Below are 24424 nucleotides of genomic sequence, written 5' to 3'. Positions count from 1 at the left end.
CTGAGATTGGGAGTCAGGCAGCAGAAAAATCATGCGCTGGGGCTCGCGGAGCGGGTACGCGCTGAAGACAACACGGATTCAGGAATTGTGTTTCGCCCGCTTTGATTGCACGCGACGCGATTCCGACCGCATCCATGCCGGAGCCGCACAGGCGGTTGACAGTTGTGCCCGGCACCACATCCGGCAGTCCTGCAAGTAGCAGGGACATGCGGGCGACGTTGCGGTTGTCTTCACCAGCCTGGTTTGCGCAACCGTAGATCACATCGTCGACAGCGGTCCAGTCAACGTGCGGGTTGCGGGCCACGAGAGCACGGATAGGTGCTGCGCCGAGATCATCCGCTCGCACGGACGATAGCGCGCCACCGTAGCGGCCGATCGGCGTGCGAATCGCGTCACATATGTATGCCTGTCCTTTTAGCACGTTCATTTTCTTGGCTCTCCATAAGTGTGGCCGCAGCGGCGAATCTACCGCAAAGCCGGATCGGACCGATCTTATGTCAGAGCCCGCGACAGCGTGTTTTCGTATAACTCATGGCCTCATGACTTATGCGAAAACACGTACCGCAAGGGCTTGGCTACGATGTGATGCATCCACTCCGCCGACAGGACTGCACCAAATGAATTTCAATCTCGACGAAGATCAGCGCAGCTTTGCCGAATCGGTACACCGTTTCGCGAAGCGCGAACTTGCCGACGGTGCGCTTGTGCGTGCCCATTCCCCGGATTATCCATGGGGCATTGCGGAAAAACTCTCCGCGCAGGGGCTGCTGGGCATCACGATCAAGGAAGAGGATGGTGGAATCGGCGGTACGCTTATGGATGCTGTCATTGCGATCCAGGAGTTGGCCCTCGTCTGTCCGAAGAGTGCGGACGTGGTGCAGGCAGGCAACTTCGGGGCGATCCGCACCTTCGCCGAATATGCGTCGCCCGCGTTGAAAGAGCGCTTCCTGCCCGATCTGCTGGCTGGCAAGACCCTTCTTGCACTCGGCATGAGCGAGCCGGGCGCGGGTTCTGCGGTGACGGAATTGAAGACCACGGCGGTGGAGGATGGTGATCACTACGTCATCAATGGTACGAAGGTGTTCTCGACGCACAGCCCGCACGCCAACACCTTTCTCATTTATGTGCGCTTCGGGCCTGGTCTTGGCGGCATCGGTTCCTTGATCGTCGAGCGCGGCACGCCAGGATTCGAGGTTGGCCAGCCTTCGGCCTTCATGAGTGGCGAGGAGTGGTCGCAGCTCTATTTCACCGATTGTCGCATCCCGAAGGCAAATGTCTTGCTTGGACCCGGAGGTTTCAAGAAGCAGATTTCCGGTTTCAATGTCGAACGGATCGGCAATGCCTCGCGCGCGCTGGCTCTAGGTCGTTATGCCTTCAACGTCGCCCGCGAACACTGCCTGCAGCGCGAACAGTTCGGCCGCCCGTTGTGCGAGTTCCAGGGGTTGCAATGGAAGTTTGCCGAGATGGCGCTGAAGCTGGAGTCGGCCCAGCTCCTGCTCTACCGTGCGGCTGCCAATGCCGACCGGGGGTTGCCTTCGGGATATGAAACGAGCGTTGCAAAGCTGGCCTGCAACTTGACTGGCTGGGAGGTCTCGAACGAGGCCATGCAAGCGATGGGGGGGTACGGCTACTCCTGCGAGGCTCTCGTCGAGTACTGCGTCAAGCGCACCCGTGGTTGGATGATTGCCGGAGGCTCCATCGAAATCCTCAAGAACCGCATTGCCGAAGATGTGTTCGGTCGCCGTTTCGACCAACGCCTGCCGAAGGCATGAAGGGAAACTACACGTCCATGACATCGACTCAAGCCCTAACCGGCTCGGCACTTGCCCGGGCTCTTCTGCACCCGGGGAAAGTCGCCCTTGTCGGTATCTCCGACGATCTGGCGAAGACCGCTGCCCGCCCGCTGCGATTCTTGCGCGCGGCCGGCTATGAGGGAACGATCTACAACGTCAATCCGACTCGCGAGCTGGTACAAGGCGAGAAGGCATATCCGTCATTGTCTGCGTTGCCGGAGGTGCCCGAGCACGCGTTCATCCTGACTAACTCGGATTCGGCCATCGCCGCAGTCGAGGAGTGCGGCAAGCTGGGTATCCCCGTCGCGACGATTCTTGCGGGTGGTTTCTCGGAGGCCGGTGCGAAAGGGGTCGAGCGTGAACGCCGGCTGCGCGAGGTCGCCCGGCAGTACGGTGTCCGAGTGCTTGGCCCATCGAGCATCGGTGTAGTGACGCTGCGCGAAAGACTTGTGCTGACTGCGAACGCGGCCTTCGCGGAGCCGGATCTACCCGTCGGTGGCATCTTTTGCGCATCGCACAGCGGCAGCATGCTCGGCGCGCTTGTCTCGCGTGGTCGTGCGCGCGGCATCGGTTTTGCGGGGCTGGTCTCGGTTGGTGGCGAAAGCGATCTGTCCATCGGCGAGGTCTGCGAAGCGACGCTCGACGATCCGAACGTCACCGGCTACATGCTTTTCCTCGAGTCCATGCATCATGCCGATCTCCTGCAGCGTTTCGCGCTCGGCGCGGCTGCGCGCAACAAGCCGGTGGTCGCCTACAAGCTCGGCCGTTCGGATGTCGCCGCCGAGCTGGCGGTATCGCACACCGGCGCGTTGGCCGGTGAGGATTCCGTGGCCGAGACGTTCTTTCGTGACTGCGGCATCGCGCGTGTCGAGACGCTGGAAGGCTTCCTCGAGGCGTTGCCACTTCTGGGGCGCATGCCGGTCAGGACCTTGCGCAAGGAGCGCGGCCACAAACCCACCGTGGGCGTGGTCACGACCACCGGCGGCGGCGCCGCCATGGCGGTCGACCAACTTGGTATTCGTGGCGTATCGGTGGTGCCGCCGTCAGCGGAGACGCTCACGCGCATGAAGGCGCGCGGTGTCGATGTAAATCCGGGTGGTATCGTGGACCTGACGCTCGCTGGCACTAAGTATGAGGTGATGAAGGCGGCGCTCGAAGTCATGCAGTCGGCACCCGAGTTCGACATGGTGCTCGCCACGGTCGGATCCTCGGCGCGCTACCAGCCGGATCTGGCAGTCAAGCCGGTCGTCGACAGCGCCGATGGCGTCAAGCCGCTTGCCTGCTTCGTGGTGCCCGATGCCCCGGAGGCGCAACTGCGCTTGACCGAAGCCGGTGTCCCCAACTTCCGCACCCCCGAAGCCTGCGGAGACGTCATCGCGGCGGCGTTTGCCCGTCGCAAGCCGGTCGAGCCCGCGCCCACTGCGCCTGCTCCGCGCGGTGCGCGAATGCTGGATGAAGCTGCAGCCTACCGCTTGCTCGGCCCGCTGGGCGTCACCCATGCGCCATATGTGGTGCTGGCGATCGATGATCCGGTTCCCGCACTGCCCTTCGCCTATCCGGTGGTGGTCAAGGTCCTGCATGAGGAGATTGCGCACAAGACCGATGTCGGCGGGGTGGTGCTCGGCGTCGAGAATGCAGGAGACCTTCAAGCAGCCATTCTGCGCATCCGCAAGGAGGTCGAACATGCGCGACCGGGGACGCGGGTCGAGCAGGTGCTGGTGCAGGCCATGACCCGCGGCATCGGTGAGGTGCTGGTGGGATTTCGCCGCGACCCCGACGTCGGTCCGCTGGTAATGCTGGCGGCCGGCGGCGTGCTCACCGAAATCTATCGCGACCGTGCGATGCGACTCGCCCCGGTGGGTGTCGAGGTGGCACGCGAGATGGTGTCGGAGGTCCGTGCGCTAAAGGCTCTCGCCGGTTACCGCGGCCGACCGGAAGGCGATCTCGAGGCCGTCGCACAGGCCGTGTCCGCCTTCTCGAAGCTCGCCATGCTGCGGGACGAGGTCGTGCTCGAAGCGGAGATGAACCCGCTGATGGTGCTTCCCAAGGGGCAGGGGGCGGTGGCGGTCGATTCCCTGGTGCGTCTGGGTTGATCGACGGGAGCCACGATAATGAACGGATACGTCCATTTCGACGCTGATGGCGACATCGCAGTGATCCGCATCGACAACCCGCCGGTCAATGCGGGATCGATCGAGGTGCGGAGCGGCATCCTTCGGAGCATCGAGCGCGTCGCGGCGGACCCCGCCCTGAAGGCGGCGATCCTGATCGGTGTCGGCAAGACCTTCATTGCAGGGTCCGACCTGCGCGAGTTCGGGCAGCCACTCGCAAGTCCCCAACTCCCCGATGTGATCGCGGCGATCGAGGGTTGCCCGAAACCGGTCGTCGCGGCGTTGCACGGTGCGGCGCTCGGTGGCGGGTATGAACTTGCCCTCGGCTGCGATGCGCGGGTGGCTGCAGCGGGCACGCTTGTCGGCCTGCCCGAGGTAACGCTCGGCATCATTCCCGGCGCAGGGGGTACGCAGCGCCTCCCCCGCCTCGTTGGCCAGGTAGCGGCGATCGACCTGATCTGCAGCGGCAAGCGTGTCGAGGCGGCCGAGGCGAAGGCGCTCGGGATGATCGATGCCGTCGCCGAGGGTGATCTTCGGGCCTTCGCCGTCGCGTTTGCTCGACGCCTGAAGGGCGAGAAGCGGCCGATTCGCAATCTCTGCGTACGCGAGGAGGACGCCGCGGCGGTATACGCCGCCGAGACGGCCGCACTCGAGGCCGGTCGCAAGCTCCCTCAGGTTCGGGACGCCATCGAAGCCGTTCGCACGGCGACGATTCGCCCTTTCGACGAAGCCTTGGCTACTGAACGCGAAGCGTTTCAGCGGCTGCGCATCGGGCGTGCGGCATTTGCCCTGCGCCATCAGTTCTTCGCAGAGCGCGATTCGGCGAAGCTGCCCGAAATCCAGGACATCCCAGCACGCGCTGTGGAGCGCGTCGCGGTCATCGGCGCGGGCACCATGGGTGCCGGAATCGCCCTGGCTTCGCTCGCTGCCGGCTACGCCGTGACATTGCTGGAGGAAAGCAGCGATGCGCTCGAACGCGGTTTGCAGCGCATTGGGGATCACTACGCTCGACGTACGGCGGCTGGAAAGATGACCGCCGACGAGGCTGGCCGCCAGCAGGCCCGGCTGACCGCTTCCACGGATGAAGGGAAGCTTGCCGACGTCCAACTTGTGATCGAGGCCGTGTTCGAGGATCTGGCTGTCAAGCAGGCGCTCTTTCGGCGTATCGAGCGGATCGTGCCTGCCCATGTGGTGCTCGCCTCGAACACGTCTTATCTCGATCTCGATGCCATCGCCGAGGCAACCCGGCGTCCGCACAATGTCATCGGCTTGCATTTCTTCAGCCCGGCAAACGTGATGCGCCTGCTGGAAGTCGTGCGCGGTGCCTACACCGCGCCAGATGTGCTGGCCACGGGCTTCGCAGTCGGGAAGCGGCTCGGCAAGCTGCCGATCTTGACCGGCAATGCGTTCGGATTCATCGGCAACCGGATCTACGCAGCCTATCGCAAACAGTGCGAATTCATGCTCGAGGAGGGCGCGCTGCCGCAGGAGATCGATGCTGCCGTGGAAGCATTCGGTTTCGCGATGGGGCCTTTTGCGGTCGCCGACCTGTCGGGTCTCGATATTGCGTGGCGGATGAGGCAGGCCGGGACCGCCGCGCGCGATCCGGAAGAGCGCTATGTGGCGGTGCCCGACCGACTTTGCGAGATGAACCGGCTCGGGCGCAAGACGGGTGCCGGGTATTACAGCTATCCCGAACAGGGCAAACGAGGAAGGCCCGATCCCGTGGTGGCGCGGTTGATTGCCGAGGAGTCTGCCGCGAAAGGGATCGTGCGCCGTCCCTTCACTCCCGAACAGATCGTGCGGCGCGTGCTGCTCACGATGGCCAACGAGGCCGCATTGCTGCTCGCCGAAGGTGTGACGACGCGGCTCACCGATGTCGATCTGGTGATGGTCAACGGCTTCGGCTTTCCGAAGTGGGAAGGCGGTCCGGCCTTTTGGGCGTGTTGCGAACTAGCATCGGATCCGGCCTCGCTCGAGGCTGATCTGGACGCAATCGCAATCGTAAGTGGCACGGGTTTCGTGCGTGGAGAACTCGCCTTGCTGCGCCGGATGATGCCCGAAGGCCGCGTGCCAGCCAAACAAGGCTGAGCGGACGCGGAAGCCGACAACATGTCCCGCCCTCCCATGCCCGCCAGCCACGCTCACGACACCCTGAGCGTCGGTCGCACTGCGGTTGTCCCGCTAGAGGTCTTGCGAGCGGTTTTCCGTGTTGACCTTCAGGAGGTAGCTGAACAGATCGGCCACCACAGGCGACAACGTCGTCGCATCGCGCACGCACAGATAGTACTGTCGCGTCGCCCAGTCGTCCTTCAGTGGAAGGCAGGTCAGTCGCATGCTGCAGGCATGGGGTCGAGCGCCCTGCTCGGGCATGATCGCCAGCCCCAGTCCCTCGCTTACCATCGTGCATCGAGCCTCGAAGTTGGTGACCTGGACGCGGACATTGAGCGGACGGGAGATGCTCTGTTCGGCCAGTTCCATGAATGCCTCGAACGAGTGACGCGGGAAGTAGCCGATAAAGTCGTAATCGATGGCCTCCTCGAGGAATACCGCACTCCTGGCTTCGAGGGGATGTCCGCGCGGGACTACCAGCACGATGCGGTCCATCAGGTACGGGTAGGAAGTAACGCCGGGCGCTGGGCGCGTGTTGTGATAGATGCCGATGTCGGCTTCGCCTTCCGCGATCAGCCGGGGTACGTCAAAGCTCAAAGCCTCCTTCAGGTCGATGCGGGTATCCGGCGTACGCGAAAGATAGCGGCTGATGACGGTTGGAATGAAATGCAGCATCGTCGAACGATTGGCCGCGAGGCGTATCTTGGCGATGCCAGTCGGCGCGAACTCGGCCATGGCCTCTTCGGCAAGGCGTACGCCGCGCAGGATGGACTTGGCGCGCTGATACAACATGGCGCCCGCGGGCGTCGCTTCGACGCCGCGACCGTGGCGGCGCAACAGGGCGACTCCCAACTGACGTTCCAGTTCGATGATGCGCTTGCTGGCCGCCGAGGTGACGACATTGGTTCGCTCTGCAGCGCGCGAAAGACTCTTTTCCTCGATGGCCGCAACGAGCAGTTCGAGTGCCGGGATATCCATCGTCATTCTGTACGCTCCCTTCCTCCTCGCAAGCGCAATCCGACGGTCGGGCTGGATTGCAGTTCTGTCGTTCGTTTTACCACAGCTACGCCTTCCGCCAGGCGTTCAGGTCGGCACCAGGCGAAGTTCGGCCAATTCGATCGTGTCGAGGCGCCAGAGCTTTTCGCGCAGGTGCAGCGCCTGGGTGAGGCCGATAACTGGCGCCACCAATTCTTCGAACTTGTCGTTCAGCTCGGCATCACTCAGTGGAGCTTCAGGATCGCCCTTTCGATAGGGCGAGAAATGCTCGAGCGCGCGCCCGTCGTCGAGCGTGATTCGCACCCGTGCCGCTCGCATGGACGGGAAGCCGGCGCTCAGAGAAGGATCGCTGTGGAGTCGCACTCGCGACATCAGCCCCCGTGCCGCAGGATCCGCGAGCCGCGTGTCGCCGAAGGCGTCGAGTCGTACCGACCCGTGCAACAGCGCTTGGCAGACTACGTAGGGCAGGCTGAACCTTGCCTGGTGTGCGGATCTCGGTGCGAAGTTGCCGGTCACCTCGATAGCCGTCTGATAGGTGGCCACTTCGATTGTCCGTATCCGCGACGCTTCGACGATCTTCAGCTCGTGACGCAGCGCGAGCGCTGCATCGATCGCAGCAAAGGTGTGTCCGCAGCAACCGTGGCTCTTCTGAGTGATCCGCGTGATGTTGTAGTGCTCACCGAGCCCTTCGGTCGCACGCGACCATACGGGAGCATCGCCGAGCGCGGCACCGAAGCCGACTTCGCCTTCGAGCATATCGGACGCGCCTGTAATCCCGTACGCGGCCGCCTTCGCAGCAGTGACGCCCGCCGCCGCCGCGTGGCCGCCGTGCAGTGCCTTGGTCATCGACTCGGAGCGGAAGGCTTGCTGCAGACCAGCGGCGAACGACGCAGCGGTGGCGAGTGCGTGGTGCATCGTGCCTTTGTCCGCGGGATCGAACAGGAAGGCCGCCGCTGCGGCGCTGCCAAAGGCGCCGACCGTGCCGGTCGTATGGAAGAACTTGTAGTGTGCCGGCTGGACTGCGGCTCCGATGCGCGTAGAAATCTCATAGCCCACCGTCACCGCCCGCAACAGTTCCAGTCCCGAGCGTTCCTCGTCCTCGGCTACAGCCAGCGCGGCGGCGACGGTCGGAACGCCGGGGTGATACACCGCGTCGCGAAAAATGTCGTCGAACTCGACTGCATGCGAGGCGGTTCCATTGATCCACGCGGCGGTCGCGGGGAATGCGGTGGTCTTGAAGCCGGGCAGGCTCGACTTTCCCCCGCCAAGTTCACGGAAATGCGCTCGCACGAGCAGCGTCGCGGGTGCGACGCGTGTGCCCGGATACAGCGCTGCAAACCAGTCGAGCACCGCGCGCTTCGCGGAATGCAAAACCTCTTCGGGCAGCTCGCGCTGGGCCTCGTGCCGGGCGTACTCGGCCAGCGTGTCGAGGATCGTGCTCATGTCGTGATGTCCTCCAGTGATTGGAGAACAGCTTATCCGTCGCAAGTCTGCCAGTTGCGAAAAAAAGGAACAGCAGCGTTCTCTTTCGGCGGCGTTGGGATCAGTTTTGCCTTCGGCTGCACGCTCCGTTTCCTTTTTCTCGTAGCAGGCCGGGGGCCGCCCGATACGATGAAGCGGCCCCGAACACGCTCCCGCCGTTCACGGGGTGTTTCGGGCGGCAGCTCCACCCTTGTGTCAGATATTTGAACGGCCACTCAGGGTCGTGCAATCAGAAATATTCAAAGTGAGGTGACAACATGGCAATAGCAAGCTCTTCGGGTGGCACGCAGATCGCTGCCGTTCAATTGACCGAGTATCTCGAGCGAATTGGTGTCGAGGTCGTCTTCGGCATGTGCGGCCATTCTTTGGTTCAGGTGCTCGATGCCATGGGACGCAGCAGCATCAACTATGTGTCCTGCCGCCACGAACAGCTCGCGGCACACATCGCTGACGGTTATGCCCGTGTTTCGGGGAAACCCGGCGTAGTGCTGACGCACGTCGGCCCCGGCCTGACCAATGCGGTCACTGGCATTGCAACCGCGTCGCTCGACTGCATTCCGATGGTCGTCATCACCGGCAACATCCAGTCGTACTGCCACGGTCGCGGTCCGCATCAGGAAATCAACCTGCATGCCGACAACGACCAAATCGAGATGTGCCGGCCGATCTGCAAGCGCGTCTATCGCGTAGGTCGTGCCGACGACCTGCCGCGCGTGATCGAACGTGCCTTCCACCTAGCCCGGTCCGGGCGCCCCGGCGTCGTACTCGTCGACGTGCCGATGGATTTCTTCTCCGCCGAGTTGCCGGTCGGTGCGTTCATGCAGGCCCCGTCTCCCGTCGCGAAACCCTCCATCGAACAGGGCCAGGCGCGCAGCATTGCCGAGGCGCTCGCCAAGGCCGAGCGCCCGGTGATCTTTGCGGGTGGCGGTATTCATCTTGCCAAGGCCAGCGCTGAACTCCAGGCGTTGGCCGAGATGCTCGACGTGCCCGTCGCACACACGCTGATGGGCAAGGGCTGCCTGCCCGATGGCCACCCGCTGCTGCTCGGGACGACTGGTTACTGGGGGCAGCCGGTCGCCAACGAGATGTGCCGCAACGCCGACCTGATCCTCGCGGTCGGATCGCGCTTCGGTGAAACCGATAGCAGTTCCTGGGATCCCGCCTACACCTTCGACATTCCGAAGACCCGTCTCATCCAGATCGACATCTCCGAAGAGGAGATCGGCCGTAACTATCCTGCGGAACTGGGCGTGATCGCCGATGCAAAACAGGCACTGGCCGCAATTGTGATTGCCGCCGAAGGACTCAGACCCGCTGCCCGTCCTGCCCAGCGCGCGAAAATCCGCGACGGCCTTGCCGCCTTCGCCAGCAACTGGACTGAACAGCGGATTTCGGCCGAGTTTCCGCTGCGTCCCGAACGTGTCATCGCCGACGTGCGCAAGGCGCTGCCGAAGAACGGCTTCATCGTCACCGATGTGGGCTGGAACAAGAACGGCGTCGGCCAGCAGTTCGCAATCCATGAGGCTGGCACGATGATTACCCCAGGGGGCATGGCCACAATGGGTTTCGGCCACGCCGCGGTGCTTGGCGTCAAATATGCGGCTCCGTCGCGGGCTGCCGTGGCACTGATCGGCGACGGCTGCTTCAGCAGCAACATGTCGGTCATCGCCACCGCGGTCGAGGCCAATCTGCCCGTGGTCTGGGTTGTCATGGACAACGCTTCGTACGGCGTCATCTCCGGCATCGAGAAGCGTCATCTGGGCGGAACCTATGGCTGCATGTTCGAGGCGGATGGCGAGCCCTACTTCATCGACTACGCGGGCGTAGCAAACGCCTGCGGTGCTCGCGGCGTGAAGATCGAGTCGGCTGGGCAACTCGAACCTGCACTGCGCGAGGCCCTCGCCTCGGGCAAACCGACCCTGATTCAGGTCCCGGTACAACTGGTGCCGACGCCGACTACCGGGCATTGGGACATCAACGTCATCTTCAAAAAACTTGCCGACTGACACAGCGCCGGTGCACGGCGGCGGTCGCGATGCAACCGCTGCTTCCCTCTTCGTCCATTCGGCCGCTGCGGCGGCCGATCCGGAGCAAATGATGGCCGATCTCGACCCCCTTCCCCGTTACGGCAACTACATCAACGGCGCTGAAGTTCCCCCGTCTTCAGGTGCCTACTTTCCTACCGACAATCCCTACACGAATCGGCCGTGGGCTCGCATCGCACGAGGCAGCGCCGATGATGTCGAGGCCGCGGTAGCGGCGGCACGCGTTGCCCTCGAGAGTGGCGAGTGGTCGAAGCTCACGGCCACCCAGCGCGGCAGGCTGTTGCGCCGCCTTGGCGATCTAGTGGCCGAGCATGCGCCGCACCTCGCCGAGATCGAGATGCGTGACAACGGCAAGCTTGCCGCCGAGGTGACCATGCAGGTTCGTTACCTGGCGGACTACATACACTATTACGCGGGCCTGGCAGACAAGGTTGAGAGCCACGTCATCCCGACCGACAAGCCGGGCGTGTTCACTTACACGAAGTACGAGGCCAAGGGAGTGATCGCGATCATCACCCCCTGGAATTCGCCGCTGGCCCTGACCACGTGGAAGCTTGCGCCGGCACTAGCGGCTGGCTGCACGGTGGTGATCAAGCCCTCCGAGTTCACCTCCGCGTCCATGATCGAGATGGCCAAGCTGTTCACGCTCGCCGGATTCCCCCCGGGAGTCGTCAACGTCGTGACCGGCTTTGGGCATGAAGTGGGAGAGCCGCTCGTCACCCATCGGGATGTTGCGCACATCGGTTTCACCGGCGGAGAAGCATCCGGTCAGAAGATCTATGAACTGGCGGCGCGCAGTTTCAAGACCGTGACACTGGAACTCGGTGGCAAGTCTCCGAACATCGTGTTCGATGACGCCAACCTCGAGCAGGCCGTGAAGGGGGTTGTCTCGGGCATCTTCGCTGCTTCGGGTCAGACCTGCATCGCGGGTTCCCGCCTCCTCGTGCAGGACTCGATACACGATGTGTTCGTCGAACGGCTCGTCGAGTTCATGCGTGGGGCGAAGATGGGCGATCCTGCCCGGATGGAGACCCAGATCGCGCCGATTGCGACACGTCCGCAGTTCGACAAGATCATGGGCTACATCGAGATCGCCAAGGCCGAAGGCGCCCGCTGCGCGCTCGGCGGCAAAGCGTGGCATGCCCCTTCGGGCGGTGCCTTCGTCGAGCCGACGATTTTCACCGGAGTCCGCAACAGTATGCGCATCGCTCAGGAGGAAGTCTTCGGGCCGGTGTTGTGCGTGATCCCATTCAAGGACGAGAGCGAGGCGATCGCGATCGCCAACGACGTCAACTACGGTCTGGCATCGGGCGTGTGGACGCAGAGTCTGCACCGCGCGATGTTGATGACCGACAAGATCAAAGCGGGCACGGTCTGGGTCAACAACTACCGTGCCACCAGCTTCACCTCGCCCTTTGGCGGCTACAAACGCTCGGGCATCGGGCGCGAATCCGGCGTCGACGCAATCAAGGAGTACCTGCACACGAAGTGTGTCTGGCTATCCACCGATCTCAACGTGGCGAACCCCTTCATTCGCCGTTGATCGCCCGAGGTTCGGGTTTTCTGCAGTCCAGTGGTGCGCATGCAGCTGGTGGTCGGAATTGCGCACGCAAACTCTCGAAGACGACCACAAAAACAACTATCTGGAGACGTCGATGCAAACGATTCGTAAATCCGTAGCGACCTTTGCCATGCTGGCCCTCGCCGGCGGCGCCATGGCGCAGTCCTATCCCGAGCGGGAGATCTCGGGGGTCATCCAGTGGAGCGCCGGTGGCGCGACCGACGTGGTGTCTCGCGCGATCACCCCACATGTCGAGGAGATTATTGGCAAGAAGATCGTGATGCAGAACAAGCCGGGTGGCGTTGGTGCGATCGCCACCAATTTCGTGTACCAGCAGTCTGCCGACGGTTACACCCTGCTGTACGGCGCCGAGAATCCGCAGTTGCATGCCGTGATGGGGATCGCGAACCTCGATTACTCGAAGTTCTACCCGATCAACATTCTCGGTCGGGGCAAAGTCGTGGTCATCGCCAACAATGACAAGCCGTGGAAAAGCTTCAGGGAGCTGCTCGACGACATCGAGGCCAATCCGGGCAAGATCAAGATGGGCACGGCCGGGCCCGGCAGCGTTCCGCATACCGTTTCGGCCATGATTACGGCCGTGGCCAAGCTGCCAGTCACCGCTGTACCGTTCGATGGCGACGGTCCCGGGCTCACCGCGCTGCAGGGCGGTCACATCGACTTCATGGCCAGCAGCCTCGGTTCGGCGGCCGAACACATCAAGGCCGGCCGGATGAGGGTGCTCGCCGTGCTGAGCGATACGGCGATGACCGACAGCGCCCTGGGCAACATCCCACCGATCACCGACGCCTTGCCGGGCGTGGCCAAGTACCTGCCGTGGGGGCCGTTCTATGGGGTTTTCGCCAAGCGTGACATTCCAGAGGAGGCGAAGGCCAAGCTCTCGGCCGCGTTCAGGAAGGCCGCCCAAAGTCCGCAGTTCATCGAACTGATGAACGGCCGCCACAACGAGATTGTGAACTTGTCGGGCGAAGAGGCCGACGCCTTCCTCAAGAAATGGCAGTCCGTCACGGCCTGGATCCTTCAGGGCGCTGGCCTGGCGAAGCACTCTCCCGCCGAATTCGGCATTCCGAAGCCCTGATCCACGACGCCTGCCCCCTCCGGGGGTGGGCCAACGACATGACAAGGGGACGCACGTGCAAGGCGTTGCGTCACCCGTATCAAAGGAGACAATCATGTCCACACGGCGCCAACGGCTACCGGGTGAGCTCGCTTTCACCGTTCTCTTGCTTGCCCTTTCGCTGTTCATGGTCTGGCAGGCGTACGAGATCTCGGGCTTTAGTTCGATTACCTCCGCGGGCGTGTTCCCGCTGGCGGCCACTGCGACGATGGTCGTCGCGATGCTGAGGATTCTCGTTCCGGCGTTGCGTGCGCCGGCCGAGCCCGCGGCCGCGGGGGAATCGCGCACGGAGCACTTTGTCAGGCGCCTCGTGCCGGGCGCGCTGGTGCTGTTCACTCTCGCCACCGCAGCCTACATGTTCGCGCTCGAGCGGATCGGTTTCGTGGCGAGCTCCTACGCCTTCCTGGTCGTGTCGATGTTCCTTCTCGGCAGCCGGCGGCTGGGGCTCAACCTCGTGGTCAGTGCCGTCGCGCTCGCGGTGATCTACGTGGTGTTCCGGACCGTGTTCGAGGTGGTGCTACCGACCGGATCGTTGCTGCAGGGAGTACTCAAATGACCGCCGCGCTCGATTATTTCCTGATGAGCTGGCTCGATCCCCACCTAATGTTCCTGACGGCAGCGGGAACATTCGCCGGCATCTACATCGGTGCGATCCCAGGCCTTTCGGTGACGATGGCGGTGTCGATCCTGATCTCCTTCACCTTCAAGTGGGACATGAACTCCGCGCTCGCGGTGATCTCGGGGATCTACCTCGGGGGGGTGTATGGCGGCTCGCGCAGTGCCATCCTGCTCAACATCCCGGGTGCGCCTTCGGCGGTGGCCACAGGTATGGACGGCTACCCGCTGGCCAAGCGCGGCGAGGCGGGGGCCGCGATCGGCCTGACCACGGTGGTGTCTGTGTTCGGCGGATTCATCGGGATTCTTGCGCTTGCGGCGGCCGCGCCGCTGGTGTCGGAGCTGGCGCTCAAGTTCGCGCCACGCGACTACCTGCTTCTGGCGATGTGGGGCATCCTGCTGGTTGGCAGTCTGTCCGGCGACTCGCTTGCGAAGGGCATTTTCGCTGGTGCCATCGGAGTGCTCATCGGTATGGTCGGTCTCGATCCGATGACCGCCGAGCCGCGCTTCACCTTCGGTACCGTCACTCTCACCGCAGGCATTTCGTATATTGCCGCGATGATCGGCTTTTTTGGAGTCGCCGAGGTGCTGGTGCAGTTGCATGAGTTGCACATCAAGGCCGTCCGTCAGGACGTCTCGAAGATCCTGCCTTCCTTCGGATTGATCCGCAAATATCTGCCGCTCGCCACGCGGACCTCCGCGCTCGGCGTGGTCGTGGGCGCACTGCCCGGCGCTGGCGGCGACATCGCCGCGCTGATGGCTTACGACCACGCCAAGCGCACCGTCAAGAATCCGTCGCGACCGTTTGGCCAGGGAGCATACGAGGGGCTCGTGGCACCCGAGTCGGCCAATAACGCGGCCGTCGGTGGCGCTTACATTCCGATGCTGACATTGGGCATTCCTGGTGATGCCGTTACCGCGGTGATCATCGGTGCGATGTACATTCACGGCCTGAAACCAGGGCCGATGTTGATGATCGAGACCCCCCACCTGTTCTGGTTCCAGGTCGGCTCGCTCGCACTCGCCAACATCTTCCTGCTGATCTTTGGCCTGACCGGCATCCGCATTTTCGCCAAGATCGTCGAGGCGCCCAAACCGATCCTCTTGCCGTTGATTCTGGTGCTGTCGGCGGTGGGGGCGTACGCGATCAACAACAACCCGGCGGACGTGTACTGGATGCTCGGTTTCGGGGTGTTTGGCTACTTCCTCAAGATGTACGGCTTTCAGGTTGGGCCGGTGATCCTGGGAATCATTCTGGGGCCGCTGATGGATCGCTCGTTCCGCCAGGCCATGATTTCGGCGGGCGAGGACCCCGTCCAGTTTGCGGGGGAGTTCCTTACCTCGCCGTTGTCGGCGGCAATCTTGGCCGCGCTTGTGTTGAGCATGGCGAGTCAGAGTTCCTGGTGGCGGAAGCTGCGTGGCAAGCGCGATATGCACGAGCCGCTTGCGCGCGAGCTCGAGGATTCGGCCTCCGCCGGAAATGTCTGAGGAAGCCGCGAAGATGACGCGTATCGTTTCACTGGCGGCGCTCACCGTACTCGATCTGTCGCCGGCCGATATGGTCAGTTGTGCAGCTGCGACCGGCTATTCCCACGTCGGCTTGCGGCTTAACGCGGCCACGACGGATGAGGCGCATTATCCCATGGTTGGCGGCACCAGCCTGGTGAGGGAGGTTCGCGCTCGTCTCGACGACACGGGTGTGAAGGTGATCGACATCGAGATCCTGCGGCTGATGCCGGGTACCAACGTTGCCGATTTTGAAGCGTTTATGGAAACCGGTGCACGACTGGGCGCGGAGCACATTCTGATCGCCGGCAACGATCCCGACGAGGCACGGCTCATCGACAGCTACGGTCGGACGTGCGACCTAGCCGCACGTTTCGGCATGAGCGCCAACATCGAACCGATGCCGTGGACCGACGTGCCCGATGTGAAACGGGCGGCCCGAATCATGGCCGCCGTCGACCGCAGCAACAGCGGCATCATCGTCGACGCCATTCACTTCGATCGCGCCGGATCGTCCTCTGCCGATCTTGCGGAGATTCCGGTCGAACGCTTCCGATATGCGCAGTTCTGCGACGCGCCAGCCGAGCGTCCGACCACCACCGAAGGGCTGTTGCACCAGGCACGTGCCGAACGTCTCGCTCCCGGGCAAGGAGAGTTGAAGCTCAAGGAGCTGTTGGGCGCACTGCCGAAGGACATTCCACTTTCGGTCGAAGTTCCGCAGATGATGCTGGCTCGGGAGGTTGGCCCCTTCGAGCGTGCCCGACGTCTGCGCGAGGCGATGCGGCAGTTGCTCGACAGCGCCTGAGCACCAGCGTCGTTGCCGGCGAAACCAACGTCGATCGGGCGCCGCATCTGCGCGCGACCCGCGACCCCATCCAAAGGTCAGGAGAGAAACACATGAGATTTCCCCATCTTTTTCGTCCCGGAAAGATCGGATCGCTCGAGATTCGCAACCGCATCATCGGTTCTCCCATGGAGCGCAATTACTGTACCGCCGAAGGCCGCGTCACTCAGCGGTACATCGATTACCTCGAAGCGCGTGCGCGCGGCGGTGTGGGCATGCTCTACACCGAGGCAACCTATGTCGATCCCCGTGGCAAAGGGCGCGGCTTACAGATGGGATTGTATGATGACGACCTGATCCCGCAGTTCAGAAAGCTCGTCAGGGCCGTGCAGAAGCACGGGGCCCGAATCGGCCCCGAGCTCAATTTTGGCGGCAGGGTGGTGAGTCCAGAAGTCAGCGGCCTCGAGTCATGGGCCCCATCGGTCGTTCCCTACGCAGGGTTCGCGCCGCACGCGATGAGCCGCGACGAAATCGAATACGTCATCAAACGGTTCTGCGATGCTGCCCGGCGCGCGGTGGAGGCCGGTTGCGACTTCGTCGGGATCCATGGCGCACATGGTTACCTGCTTAGCCAGTTCCTTTCGCCGTTCTGCAACAAGCGCGACGACGAGTACGGAGGAGACCTCGAGCGTCGAATGCGTTTCCCACTGGAGGTCGTGACCGCAATCCGTGCGACGATCGGCACGGCCGTTCCCATCGTCTATCGAGTCAGCGGCGACGAACATCAGCCGGCGGGCGGCATCACGCTGGCAGATGTGACGGTGTTCGCCCCGCGCCTGCAGGAGGCCGGCGTGAACCTGATCGATGTGTCCGCCGGCATGTATGAGACCGCCTGGTGGATAACACAGCCGATGGAGATGCCTCAGGGTGTGCTTTCGCAGTCGGCTGGGCCGGTGCGTGCGGCGGTGGATATTCCCGTCAGTGTGTCCGGACGGCTGTCCGACCCCAGCGTGGCGGAATACGTTCTCGAGTCGGGCCTCTCCGATTTCGTGACCATGGGCCGTGCGTTGCACGCCGACCCGGAGTTCCCCAACAAGGCACGTGCGGGTCGGCTCGATGAGATCTGCACCTGCATCGCGTGTAATCAGGGTTGCAGCGATACCCACGCGCGTGGATTGCCGATAGTCTGCCTGGTCAACACGACGACCGGGCATGAGCGCGAATATGCGATCCGTCCGGCCCAGTCGGTCAAGCGTGTTGTGGTGGTGGGGGGAGGGCCAGCCGGGATGGAGGCAGCACGTATCCTCGGGCTGCGCGGCTGCGATGTGACGTTGTTCGAGCGCGAAGAGCAGCCCGGCGGCCAGATGTTGCTGAATCGCAACCTGCCAGGACGGGAGGATATGGCGGGCCACTTGGCCTGGCTGGTCACGGCAACGGAGCGGGCGGGCGTGAAGATGAAACTGGGCATCGAAGCGAATGCCGAATTGGTCATCGCGGAGCAGCCCGATGCCATCATCGTCGCCACCGGGTCGATGCCCGGACTGCCTGCGATTCCGGGCATCATGGACAGCCCCGTCGTGAGCCCGTATGAAATCATCCGGCGGCCGATCGGAGGCATCAAGCGTGCGTTGGTAATTGGTGGCGGTATCCGGGGCGTCGGGGTGGCCCGCGTCCTGGCCGCAAAGGGTGCCGAGGTCGTGCTGACCGATCCAGGCCGTGAGCTTGCGCTGGATATTGCCAGTCGCTCGCGAGTACTGCAGATCCAGGCGCTACAAGCGCTGCCCAACGTCAGGATTCATCTCGCCACGACGGTGGAGGCGCTTGGCGAAAACTATGCCGTATTGTGGAGCAGCGGCGAGCGCACGCGGATCGACGGGGTCGATCTGGTGGTGCCCACGCAATCGCTCTTGCCGGTGACCGACGTCGCCGATGCGCTTTACGAGCGTGCCGATGTGCCGCCGATCTATCTCTTGGGCGATGTCCGCCAGCAACGCTCAGCACTCGAGGCCGTCCAGGAGGCCGCAGCCCTCGCGCACCGACTGTAGAGCAGCGACCTGACAGTCTGCTCGATCAGGGGCAGCCAAGTGTGCCACCCCCTGCACGCGAAAGCGTGCAGGGGGTGGCATGCACCCGACGGAGTCCGCGGTGAGAACTCGTCCGCACGAATTCAGGCTTGTCGATCTCTCAGGCTGATTTCCTCCAGCAGCCACGCGCGCAAACGAGCCAGCTTCCCCTCGTGTGGGGATCGGGGCGGCGTTACGAGGTAGTATCCAAGCGGTCGCCGCAGCACATGATCACTGAAATACACCAGCGTGCCGCTGCTGAGCTCGGCCTCCACCATCCGGGTTTGGGCGATCGCAATGCCAAGTCCGTCCGAGGCGGCCTGATACGCGAGGAGGGAATTGGGGAGCATGAAGGGGGCGCTCTCTTGCGGCGGGTCGATTCCTGCCGACTTCAGCCAGTCCGGCCAGTCTGCGGAGCGGTAGTGAGAATGGATCAGCCGGAAAGCGAGGACGTCCCTCGGCAGCGGTTTCCGGCCCAGTGAAGGAAGCAACCCGGGGTTGCATACCGCGCGCAACTCGTCGCCGAAAAGGAAGGTGCTTTCCACCCCTGGCCAAGTGCCGTCCCCGAACTGGATGGAGGCGTCGACCGTCTCGCGCGAGAAGTCGACCGGAGCTACCGCGGTCATGATGCGCAGGCGCACATCGGGTTGTCGGTGCTGGAAATCCGCCATGCGGCGCATCAGCCATTTGGCGGCGAATGTGGAGTATACGCGCAACCGAAGGTGCTCGTCCCTGCGGCTCGAGGTGAGCTTGCGTGTCGCCATCGCAATACGCTCGAACGCGGGCCCGATGTCTTCGAGGTAACGCTCGCCGGCCTCGGTGAGCCGAACGCCGGTGCGATCGCGATGGAAGAATTGCACCCCTAGATAGTCCTCCAGCAGGCTGATCTGCCGGCTCACTGCGGATTGACTTACATACAATTCATCCGCCGCCTTCGAAAAGCTCTTCAGTCGGCCTACGCATTCAAAGACGCGCAGAGGATTCAGCGGTGGAATATCGCGAGACACGGATAAGACTCAAAAATACGCTGCGCAAGGGAAGACCAACGGGGCGGCCGAGCGTCACGTGGGCACTTCCCCGGCAAGGCGGCTTTCGCCGGGATGTCGGGGGGCGACTTCGCCGGACACGCTTGCGTCAGCCTTGGTCGTGTCCCGGTCTTGGATCTTGAGGCAACTCCGTGCTGATTGCCGGTGTCACGTCTCGAGCAGGAAATCGATCATCAGGCCGGAGACTTCGGCGAACATGTCGAGGCCGGTCACGGTGGGGCACCCGATTCCGCGTGCGGCCGCAATCAACGGCGAAACCGCCGGAACGGTGATTACGTCGCCAACAATCGTGCCTGATTGTATCCGACCGACGTCGAAAGGGTAGGGGTCTCCCTCGCGCATGCCCAACGGCGTCGCGTTGACGACGATGTCGTTGGCGGAAGGATCGACCGAACCGACTCCGACGGTTCCGAGGTTGAGCGATGCGAGCTTGGCAATCAGCCGGTCGCGGCGCTCGGAATCCGTGTCATGCACCACGAGCGAGGCCACTCCCGCGCTTAGTAAGGCATGGCCGATCGCCGTACCCGCACCGCCAGCACCCACCAACAACGCTTTCCTGTCGCGAAGGGTGTGCCCTTTGCGTTCGATCGCCGCCGCCATGGCGAGACCGTCGACCATGTCTCCGTGCCAACTGCCGTCGCCTCCGCGTCGAATGACATTCGATGCCTGCAGGAAATTCGCACGCTCGGTTCCCGACTTGCAGTGATCGAAGGCGCTGAATTTGTGCGGCACCGTTGCAATGATTCCATGCACGTTCTGCATGCGATTGAAGGTGCGCATCGCATCGCCCAGATCGACGGGGGCTATGTGCGCGGGGACGCAAACGCCGTTCACACCGCGCTTCTGCAGTTCGACGGTTACGGCGTAGGGCGACTTCACTTGTGCGATAGGGTCCCCGACGATGAAGAACACTCGTGATTCGCCGTTCAACTGCTTGATCATTCACGACCTCTCTTGGAAGTGGTTCTGCTGTGGCTTTCTGCCGAGAGATGTCGTGCTCGACTCCCCGCAGGCGGCCAGGGTGGATGGTTGGTAGCAAACTCGGCGGGAGCGCCGCAGCCGGCAGTCAGACCGTTGTTCGGGATCCCCAAGTGCCCGGATCTTTGGAGCGCGCACATGCACTGTGGTGTTCGCCAACTGCGAGATCTTCATGTCCGACCACTCGGGTGACGGCTTCGATCGCCTCTGCGGGGTGTCCGGCAAAAAATCCTTGAACGGATTGTCGAGACAGGGCATTTCGACGATCTGCTAACGATCTGCTAACGATCTGCTAACGATCTGACCGGCACAGTCTAATGTAAAGTGGAATAGCCTTCAAGTTTGAAACTAGTTTCCTTTTCGCGTAAACTCACGACAAGGCAGGTCTCGCCTGCAGAGCGCTTGGCATGGAGAGCGTGGGTGGCGTGTGATCGTGGCGAGGCTGAACGTCACCCCGCAGCCGATGGGTTGCGCGTGGCATGAAACGCAGCGCAGCGGTAATTCCTGCAAACTGACCTTGTTGCAGCCAAGTGGAAGATTTGCGCCCGAGCGGTCGGACGTCTCGGCCGGCTGCACGTTGTGGCCAACCGTCGCGGTGCTGATTGGTTGCAGCGCCTGGTTTCACCCGCGGAGTTGCGAACGCGCTCGGACGCTCTCGCCTCCATGACAAGATGATTATCCGACGGAGCCTGAAATGACCGGCGTGCTGGAAAGAAGTCTGGCGATACTCGAAACCCTGGCCGCAAACCCCGAAGGCATGGCGCTGGCGACTTTGTCCGATCAGCTCGATATCCCACGCAGCGCCGTGCATCGCCTGCTCGCAGAATTGATCCGTTTCGGCTACGTGAGGCAACCGCGCGAGCAGGGCGAGTACGTACTCACGACGAAGCTCATCTCTCTGGGGCTCACTTATCTCCATTCGACCGGAGTCGTCGACTTGGCCCAACCGATTCTCGACCGGCTTGCCAACGAGACCGGCGAACTGATCCGTTTGGCCGTTACCGATGGCGACAAACTCACGTGGGTGGCCAAGGCTCAGGGCACCCGCACGGGGTTGCGCTATGAGCCGGAGACCGGAGCCGTCGTACGTCTATGCTGTACCGCAACAGGGCATGCTTGGCTACTCACGATGAGCGACGAGGAAGCGCTCGAACTCGTCGCGCGCCAGGGATTTGGAAAAAAGGGGGAGTTCGGCAGCAATGCGCCGCTTACCGCGTCCGCGCTGCTCAAATATCTCGAGCAAGCGCGCGCGCGCGGCTTCAGCACGGCTGCCGACACCTACGCCGATGGCGTTGCGGCGATCGCAGCGCCGGTCATTCGTCGTGGTGGACAGGTTGCCGGGGTGTTGACGATTTCCGGGCCGACGCTGCGCTTTCCCGACGAACGCATGCTAGAGCTTGCCCCCGATCTCTTGCGGGCCGCCGACGAGCTTGCCGCCTCTAGTGCCGCCTCGCCGTCGTTCGGCGCGGCTCGGGCGTCATCCGCCTAGTAGCCGGCAGCGCGGCTCGCCTGCGAGAGGATTGTTGTAGTGCCACCACAATCTATCGGCCGAGCGGCAGTGTCGCTCGAGCGCGGTAGCTCCCATGACCTCCCTGTCACTCCTTGGACTCGACTCGATGAAACCCGAATTCTCGATGGCCTGCCTGACTGCGCTGAACCTTCCTCCGGCGCAAGCGATCCGCGTCGCCGCCCGTACGGGATATACCAGCATCGGCATCCGTATGTTGCCCGCTGCGCCAGGTGGAACCGCATATCCTCTGATGGATGATCCGACCATGCTCGCTGCGACCCTTGCGGCGATGAAGGAGACGGGGGTGAAGGTCTTCGATCTCGAGATGATCAGGCTGAACGAAGCGTTCGAGCCCGAGACCTTCCTCCCCTTTTTCGAAACGGGGCAGCGCCTCGGGGCCCAGTCCATCCTCGTCGCCGGCGACGACGCCGATCATGAGCGGATGATCGAGAACTTCGCACGACTGTGTGACGCGGCTGCTCCCTACGGGCTTACGTGCGATCTCGAGTTCATGCCGTGGACAGCCGTTCGCGATCTCGCGAGCGCAAAGGAAGTTGTGCGTGCCGCGAATCGCCCCAACGGCGGCATCCTTGTCGATGCCCTACATTTCGCCCGCTCGAGCAGCAGGCTCGAGGACTTGGACGACATGCCGCGAGAATGGCTGCATTACGCCCAGCTCTGCGATGCGCCAGCGGAAATCCCCACCGATACGTCTGGGCTGATCTTCACGGCACGAAGCGAACGCCTGCTGCCCGGGGAGGGGGGTATCGACCTCGCGGCAATCTTTCGCCGTTTACCTATGGACCTCCCGATTAGTCTCGAGATTCCCAGCGATTCGCGCATGCCGATCATCGGCAATGAAGCTTGGGCACGCGATGTCATGGCCTCCGGGCGCGGTTTCTTCGCAGGCTTGCGATGAGCGTCGGGGCCGACTACACCACACTGGTGACCGGGGCCGCGGGCGGAATCGGTCGCGCGATCTGCCATGCGATGATCGATGCCAGTCTCGTCGCCAATCGGTCCCCGGCTATTGTCGCGGTGGGTTCCAGGGCCGACGCGAAGCTTGCGGTGCTCCAGGAGGAACTCGAAACGCGAGGCGCCAAGGTCTTTGCGCTTGCCGCCGATCTGACTTCTGTCAAGGCTGTGCGGTCGCTGATGGAACGTGCGCTCGAATGCACGGGAGGGCTCGACTGCGTGGTGTCGAACGCCGGCCGCTCCAGCGCCGCAAGACTTGCGCAGATGAGCGCCGAGCAGTGGGATGACTGTTTCGCCCTGAACGCCCGCGCCACCTGGCTGCTCGCAAAGGAGGCATACGAGTCGCTAGCGCGGCGCAAGGGCAACATCGTTGCGGTGGCGTCGATGTCCGGACTGTATCCGCATCCGGGCTACGGCGCCTATTCTCCGGCCAAGGCAGCCCTCATCATGCTTTGCCGCCAGCTTGCGCAGGAGTGGGCCCCCAGCGGCATCCGTGTCAATGCGGTGTCGCCGGGCATGATCCATACACCCCTCACCGATGTGGTCTACCAGGATGCGGACGTGAGGGCAAAACGCGAGGCGATGGTCCCGTTGTCGCGCATCGGGCGGCCCGAGGATATCGCACGCGCGGTCGTATTTCTTGCGGGCCCCGATGCAAGCTATATCACGGGCGAAAACCTGCGCGTCGATGGAGGCCTGTGCGATGGGCTGCTGTCGATGATTCCGGGAAGAACGGCGTCGCGTTGAGTGTCACCCAGATCGGCACCGCAGCGGAGTTCCGGTGCGCCCATTGCGCTGTTGTCCGCCAACCCCGGGCCGATCGCCTATAGTGTCGGCGTCCACGTGCATTGAGGAGCGCCCCATGTCCCGACCCGTCGTCGAGTTCTGGTTCGAGTTCGCCAGCACCTATTCCTATTTGTCGGTGATGCGCATCGAGCGCGCCGCGGCTGCCGCCGATGTGGATATCGAATGGAAGCCCTTCCTGCTCGGCCCGGTGTTTCTCGCCCTGGGCTGGAACGACTCGCCGTTCAATATCTACCCGCCCAAGGGACGCTACATGTGGCGCGACCTCGAGCGCCTGGCGGAGAAGGAGGGCCTGCCCTTCCGCCGGCCGAGCCGCTTCCCGCGCAACGGCCTGCTCGCTGCGCGGGTGGCGCTGGTGGGGGTGGAGGAGGGTTGGGTGGCGCCCTTCGCGCGCGCGGTGATGACGGCGAACTTCGCCGAGGACCGCGAGATCGGCGAGGAGGCGGTGATCGTCGAGATCCTCGGCACGCTCGGCCTGCCTGGCGCGGAGGTGATCACGCGTGCCCAGGCCGATGCCAACAAGCTCGCGCTGCGCTGCCAGACCGAGCGCGCGGCCGAGCTGGGTCTGTTCGGCGCGCCGAGCTTCCGCGTCGGCGAGGAGTTGTTCTGGGGCAACGACCGCCTGGAAGACGCGCTCGCCTGGGCCCGTCGGGCCTGATCGGTCGGCTGCCGCCCTGGCGCATCGGCCGGGCGCAGCGCCGGGGCTACGGCCCCATTCGCGCCTGCCGGCGCTCCTACATGAACCACCGCGCCTCCTGGGCCTCGTGTAGGAGCGGCGGCAGCCGCGAACGAGGGCGCGCAGGCGGTGACGGGATCGAGGTCGTTCGATGCCGTCACCGCCTGCCGGCGCTCCTTACATGAACCGTCGCCGCTTCCCGGGCCTCCTGTAGGAGCGGCGGGGGCGG

At 63.4% G+C, this 24424-nt stretch carries 18 protein-coding genes and 1 pseudogene; 14 read left to right on the top strand and 5 right to left on the bottom strand.

Annotated elements, in window-relative coordinates; all coding sequences use genetic code 11:
• Positions 1 to 79 precede the first annotated feature (79 nt).
• Positions 80 to 427, bottom strand: a pseudogene (locus C667_RS24965) (thiolase family protein); the annotation flags it as partial.
• 190 nt (positions 428 to 617) lie between these two features.
• Between C667_RS24965 and C667_RS08585 the strand changes: the two are divergent.
• Genes C667_RS08585 through C667_RS08575 form a run of 3 tightly spaced genes read left to right on the top strand, consistent with a single transcriptional unit; the run spans position 618 to position 5995 of the window.
• Positions 618 to 1772, top strand: a complete 1155-nt coding sequence (locus C667_RS08585; RefSeq protein ID WP_004360941.1) for an acyl-CoA dehydrogenase family protein — start codon at positions 618 to 620, stop codon at positions 1770 to 1772.
• Positions 1769 to 3886 carry an acetate--CoA ligase family protein gene (locus C667_RS08580; RefSeq protein WP_051174657.1) on the top strand — a complete coding sequence of 706 codons (2118 nt, stop codon included), beginning with the start codon at positions 1769 to 1771 and terminating at the stop codon, positions 3884 to 3886. The genes C667_RS08585 and C667_RS08580 overlap by 4 nt, the downstream gene beginning before the upstream one ends.
• 18 nt (positions 3887 to 3904) lie before the next feature.
• Positions 3905 to 5995 carry a 3-hydroxyacyl-CoA dehydrogenase NAD-binding domain-containing protein gene (locus C667_RS08575; protein ID WP_004360938.1) on the top strand — a complete coding sequence of 697 codons (2091 nt, stop codon included), beginning with the start codon at positions 3905 to 3907 and terminating at the stop codon, positions 5993 to 5995.
• Between the two features lie 93 nt (positions 5996 to 6088).
• Here C667_RS08575 and C667_RS08570 read toward each other — a convergent pair whose 3' ends face one another.
• Both C667_RS08570 and C667_RS08565 read right to left on the bottom strand, forming a co-directional pair.
• The gene (locus tag C667_RS08570; protein ID WP_004360936.1) at positions 6089 to 7000 is read right to left on the bottom strand and encodes a LysR family transcriptional regulator; all 912 of its coding nucleotides are present in this window, start codon (positions 6998 to 7000) and stop codon (positions 6089 to 6091) included.
• Positions 7001 to 7099: 99 nt separating this feature from the next.
• Positions 7100 to 8455, bottom strand: a complete 1356-nt coding sequence (locus C667_RS08565) for an MmgE/PrpD family protein (protein WP_004360934.1) — start codon at positions 8453 to 8455, stop codon at positions 7100 to 7102.
• Between the two features lie 296 nt (positions 8456 to 8751).
• On the opposite strand from C667_RS08565, the gene C667_RS08560 reads away from it, so the two are divergent.
• From C667_RS08560 to C667_RS08530, 7 genes are all read left to right on the top strand, one after another.
• The gene (locus C667_RS08560; protein ID WP_039921076.1) at positions 8752 to 10500 is read left to right on the top strand and encodes a thiamine pyrophosphate-binding protein; all 1749 of its coding nucleotides are present in this window, start codon (positions 8752 to 8754) and stop codon (positions 10498 to 10500) included.
• Between the two features lie 88 nt (positions 10501 to 10588).
• Positions 10589 to 12082 carry an aldehyde dehydrogenase gene (locus tag C667_RS08555; RefSeq protein ID WP_245538451.1) on the top strand — a complete coding sequence of 498 codons (1494 nt, stop codon included), beginning with the start codon at positions 10589 to 10591 and terminating at the stop codon, positions 12080 to 12082.
• A 58-nt stretch (positions 12083 to 12140) separates the two neighbouring features.
• A complete protein-coding gene (locus C667_RS08550; protein WP_245538450.1) occupies positions 12141 to 13199 on the top strand; it encodes a Bug family tripartite tricarboxylate transporter substrate binding protein in 1059 nt (352 codons plus the stop codon).
• A 94-nt stretch (positions 13200 to 13293) separates the two neighbouring features.
• A complete protein-coding gene (locus C667_RS08545; RefSeq protein WP_004360927.1) occupies positions 13294 to 13794 on the top strand; it encodes a tripartite tricarboxylate transporter TctB family protein in 501 nt (166 codons plus the stop codon).
• On the top strand, positions 13791 to 15341 hold the full coding sequence (locus tag C667_RS08540; protein ID WP_004360926.1) for a tripartite tricarboxylate transporter permease: 1551 nt from the start codon (positions 13791 to 13793) through the stop codon (positions 15339 to 15341). Before C667_RS08545 ends, C667_RS08540 begins: the two co-directional genes overlap by 4 nt.
• A 13-nt stretch (positions 15342 to 15354) precedes the next feature.
• The gene (locus C667_RS08535; protein WP_039921083.1) at positions 15355 to 16164 is read left to right on the top strand and encodes a sugar phosphate isomerase/epimerase family protein; all 810 of its coding nucleotides are present in this window, start codon (positions 15355 to 15357) and stop codon (positions 16162 to 16164) included.
• 92 nt (positions 16165 to 16256) lie between these two features.
• Positions 16257 to 18188: an oxidoreductase gene (locus C667_RS08530; protein WP_004360921.1), complete on the top strand. Its 1932-nt coding sequence runs from the start codon at positions 16257 to 16259 to the stop codon at positions 18186 to 18188.
• Between the two features lie 122 nt (positions 18189 to 18310).
• Here C667_RS08530 and C667_RS08525 read toward each other — a convergent pair whose 3' ends face one another.
• Together C667_RS08525 and C667_RS08520 are read right to left on the bottom strand one after the other, a co-directional pair.
• Positions 18311 to 19213 carry a LysR substrate-binding domain-containing protein gene (locus C667_RS08525; RefSeq protein ID WP_039921070.1) on the bottom strand — a complete coding sequence of 301 codons (903 nt, stop codon included), beginning with the start codon at positions 19211 to 19213 and terminating at the stop codon, positions 18311 to 18313.
• Between the two features lie 186 nt (positions 19214 to 19399).
• On the bottom strand, positions 19400 to 20194 hold the full coding sequence (locus tag C667_RS08520) for a shikimate dehydrogenase family protein (protein ID WP_004360917.1): 795 nt from the start codon (positions 20192 to 20194) through the stop codon (positions 19400 to 19402).
• A gap of 730 nt (positions 20195 to 20924) precedes the next feature.
• On the opposite strand from C667_RS08520, the gene C667_RS08515 reads away from it, so the two are divergent.
• The 4 genes from C667_RS08515 (at position 20925) to C667_RS08500 (ending at position 24177) form a co-directional block, all read left to right on the top strand.
• Positions 20925 to 21719: an IclR family transcriptional regulator gene (locus C667_RS08515; protein WP_004360915.1), complete on the top strand. Its 795-nt coding sequence runs from the start codon at positions 20925 to 20927 to the stop codon at positions 21717 to 21719.
• Positions 21720 to 21846: 127 nt separating this feature from the next.
• Positions 21847 to 22659 (top strand): sugar phosphate isomerase/epimerase family protein, encoded by an 813-nt coding sequence (locus tag C667_RS08510; protein WP_039921080.1) that lies wholly within the window; start codon positions 21847 to 21849, stop codon positions 22657 to 22659.
• Positions 22656 to 23462, top strand: a complete 807-nt coding sequence (locus tag C667_RS08505) for an SDR family NAD(P)-dependent oxidoreductase (RefSeq protein ID WP_004360911.1) — start codon at positions 22656 to 22658, stop codon at positions 23460 to 23462. Before C667_RS08510 ends, C667_RS08505 begins: the two co-directional genes overlap by 4 nt.
• A gap of 115 nt (positions 23463 to 23577) precedes the next feature.
• Entirely contained in the window at positions 23578 to 24177 is a 600-nt protein-coding gene (locus C667_RS08500) for a 2-hydroxychromene-2-carboxylate isomerase (protein WP_004360909.1), read from the top strand.
• The last annotated feature ends 247 nt before the right edge of the window (positions 24178 to 24424 follow it).

The organism is Thauera phenylacetica B4P, from assembly GCF_000310225.1.
In the GTDB taxonomy this organism is placed as follows: Bacteria; Pseudomonadota; Gammaproteobacteria; order Burkholderiales; family Rhodocyclaceae; genus Thauera; species Thauera phenylacetica.
This window is presented reverse-complemented; position numbering and strand designations above follow the sequence as displayed.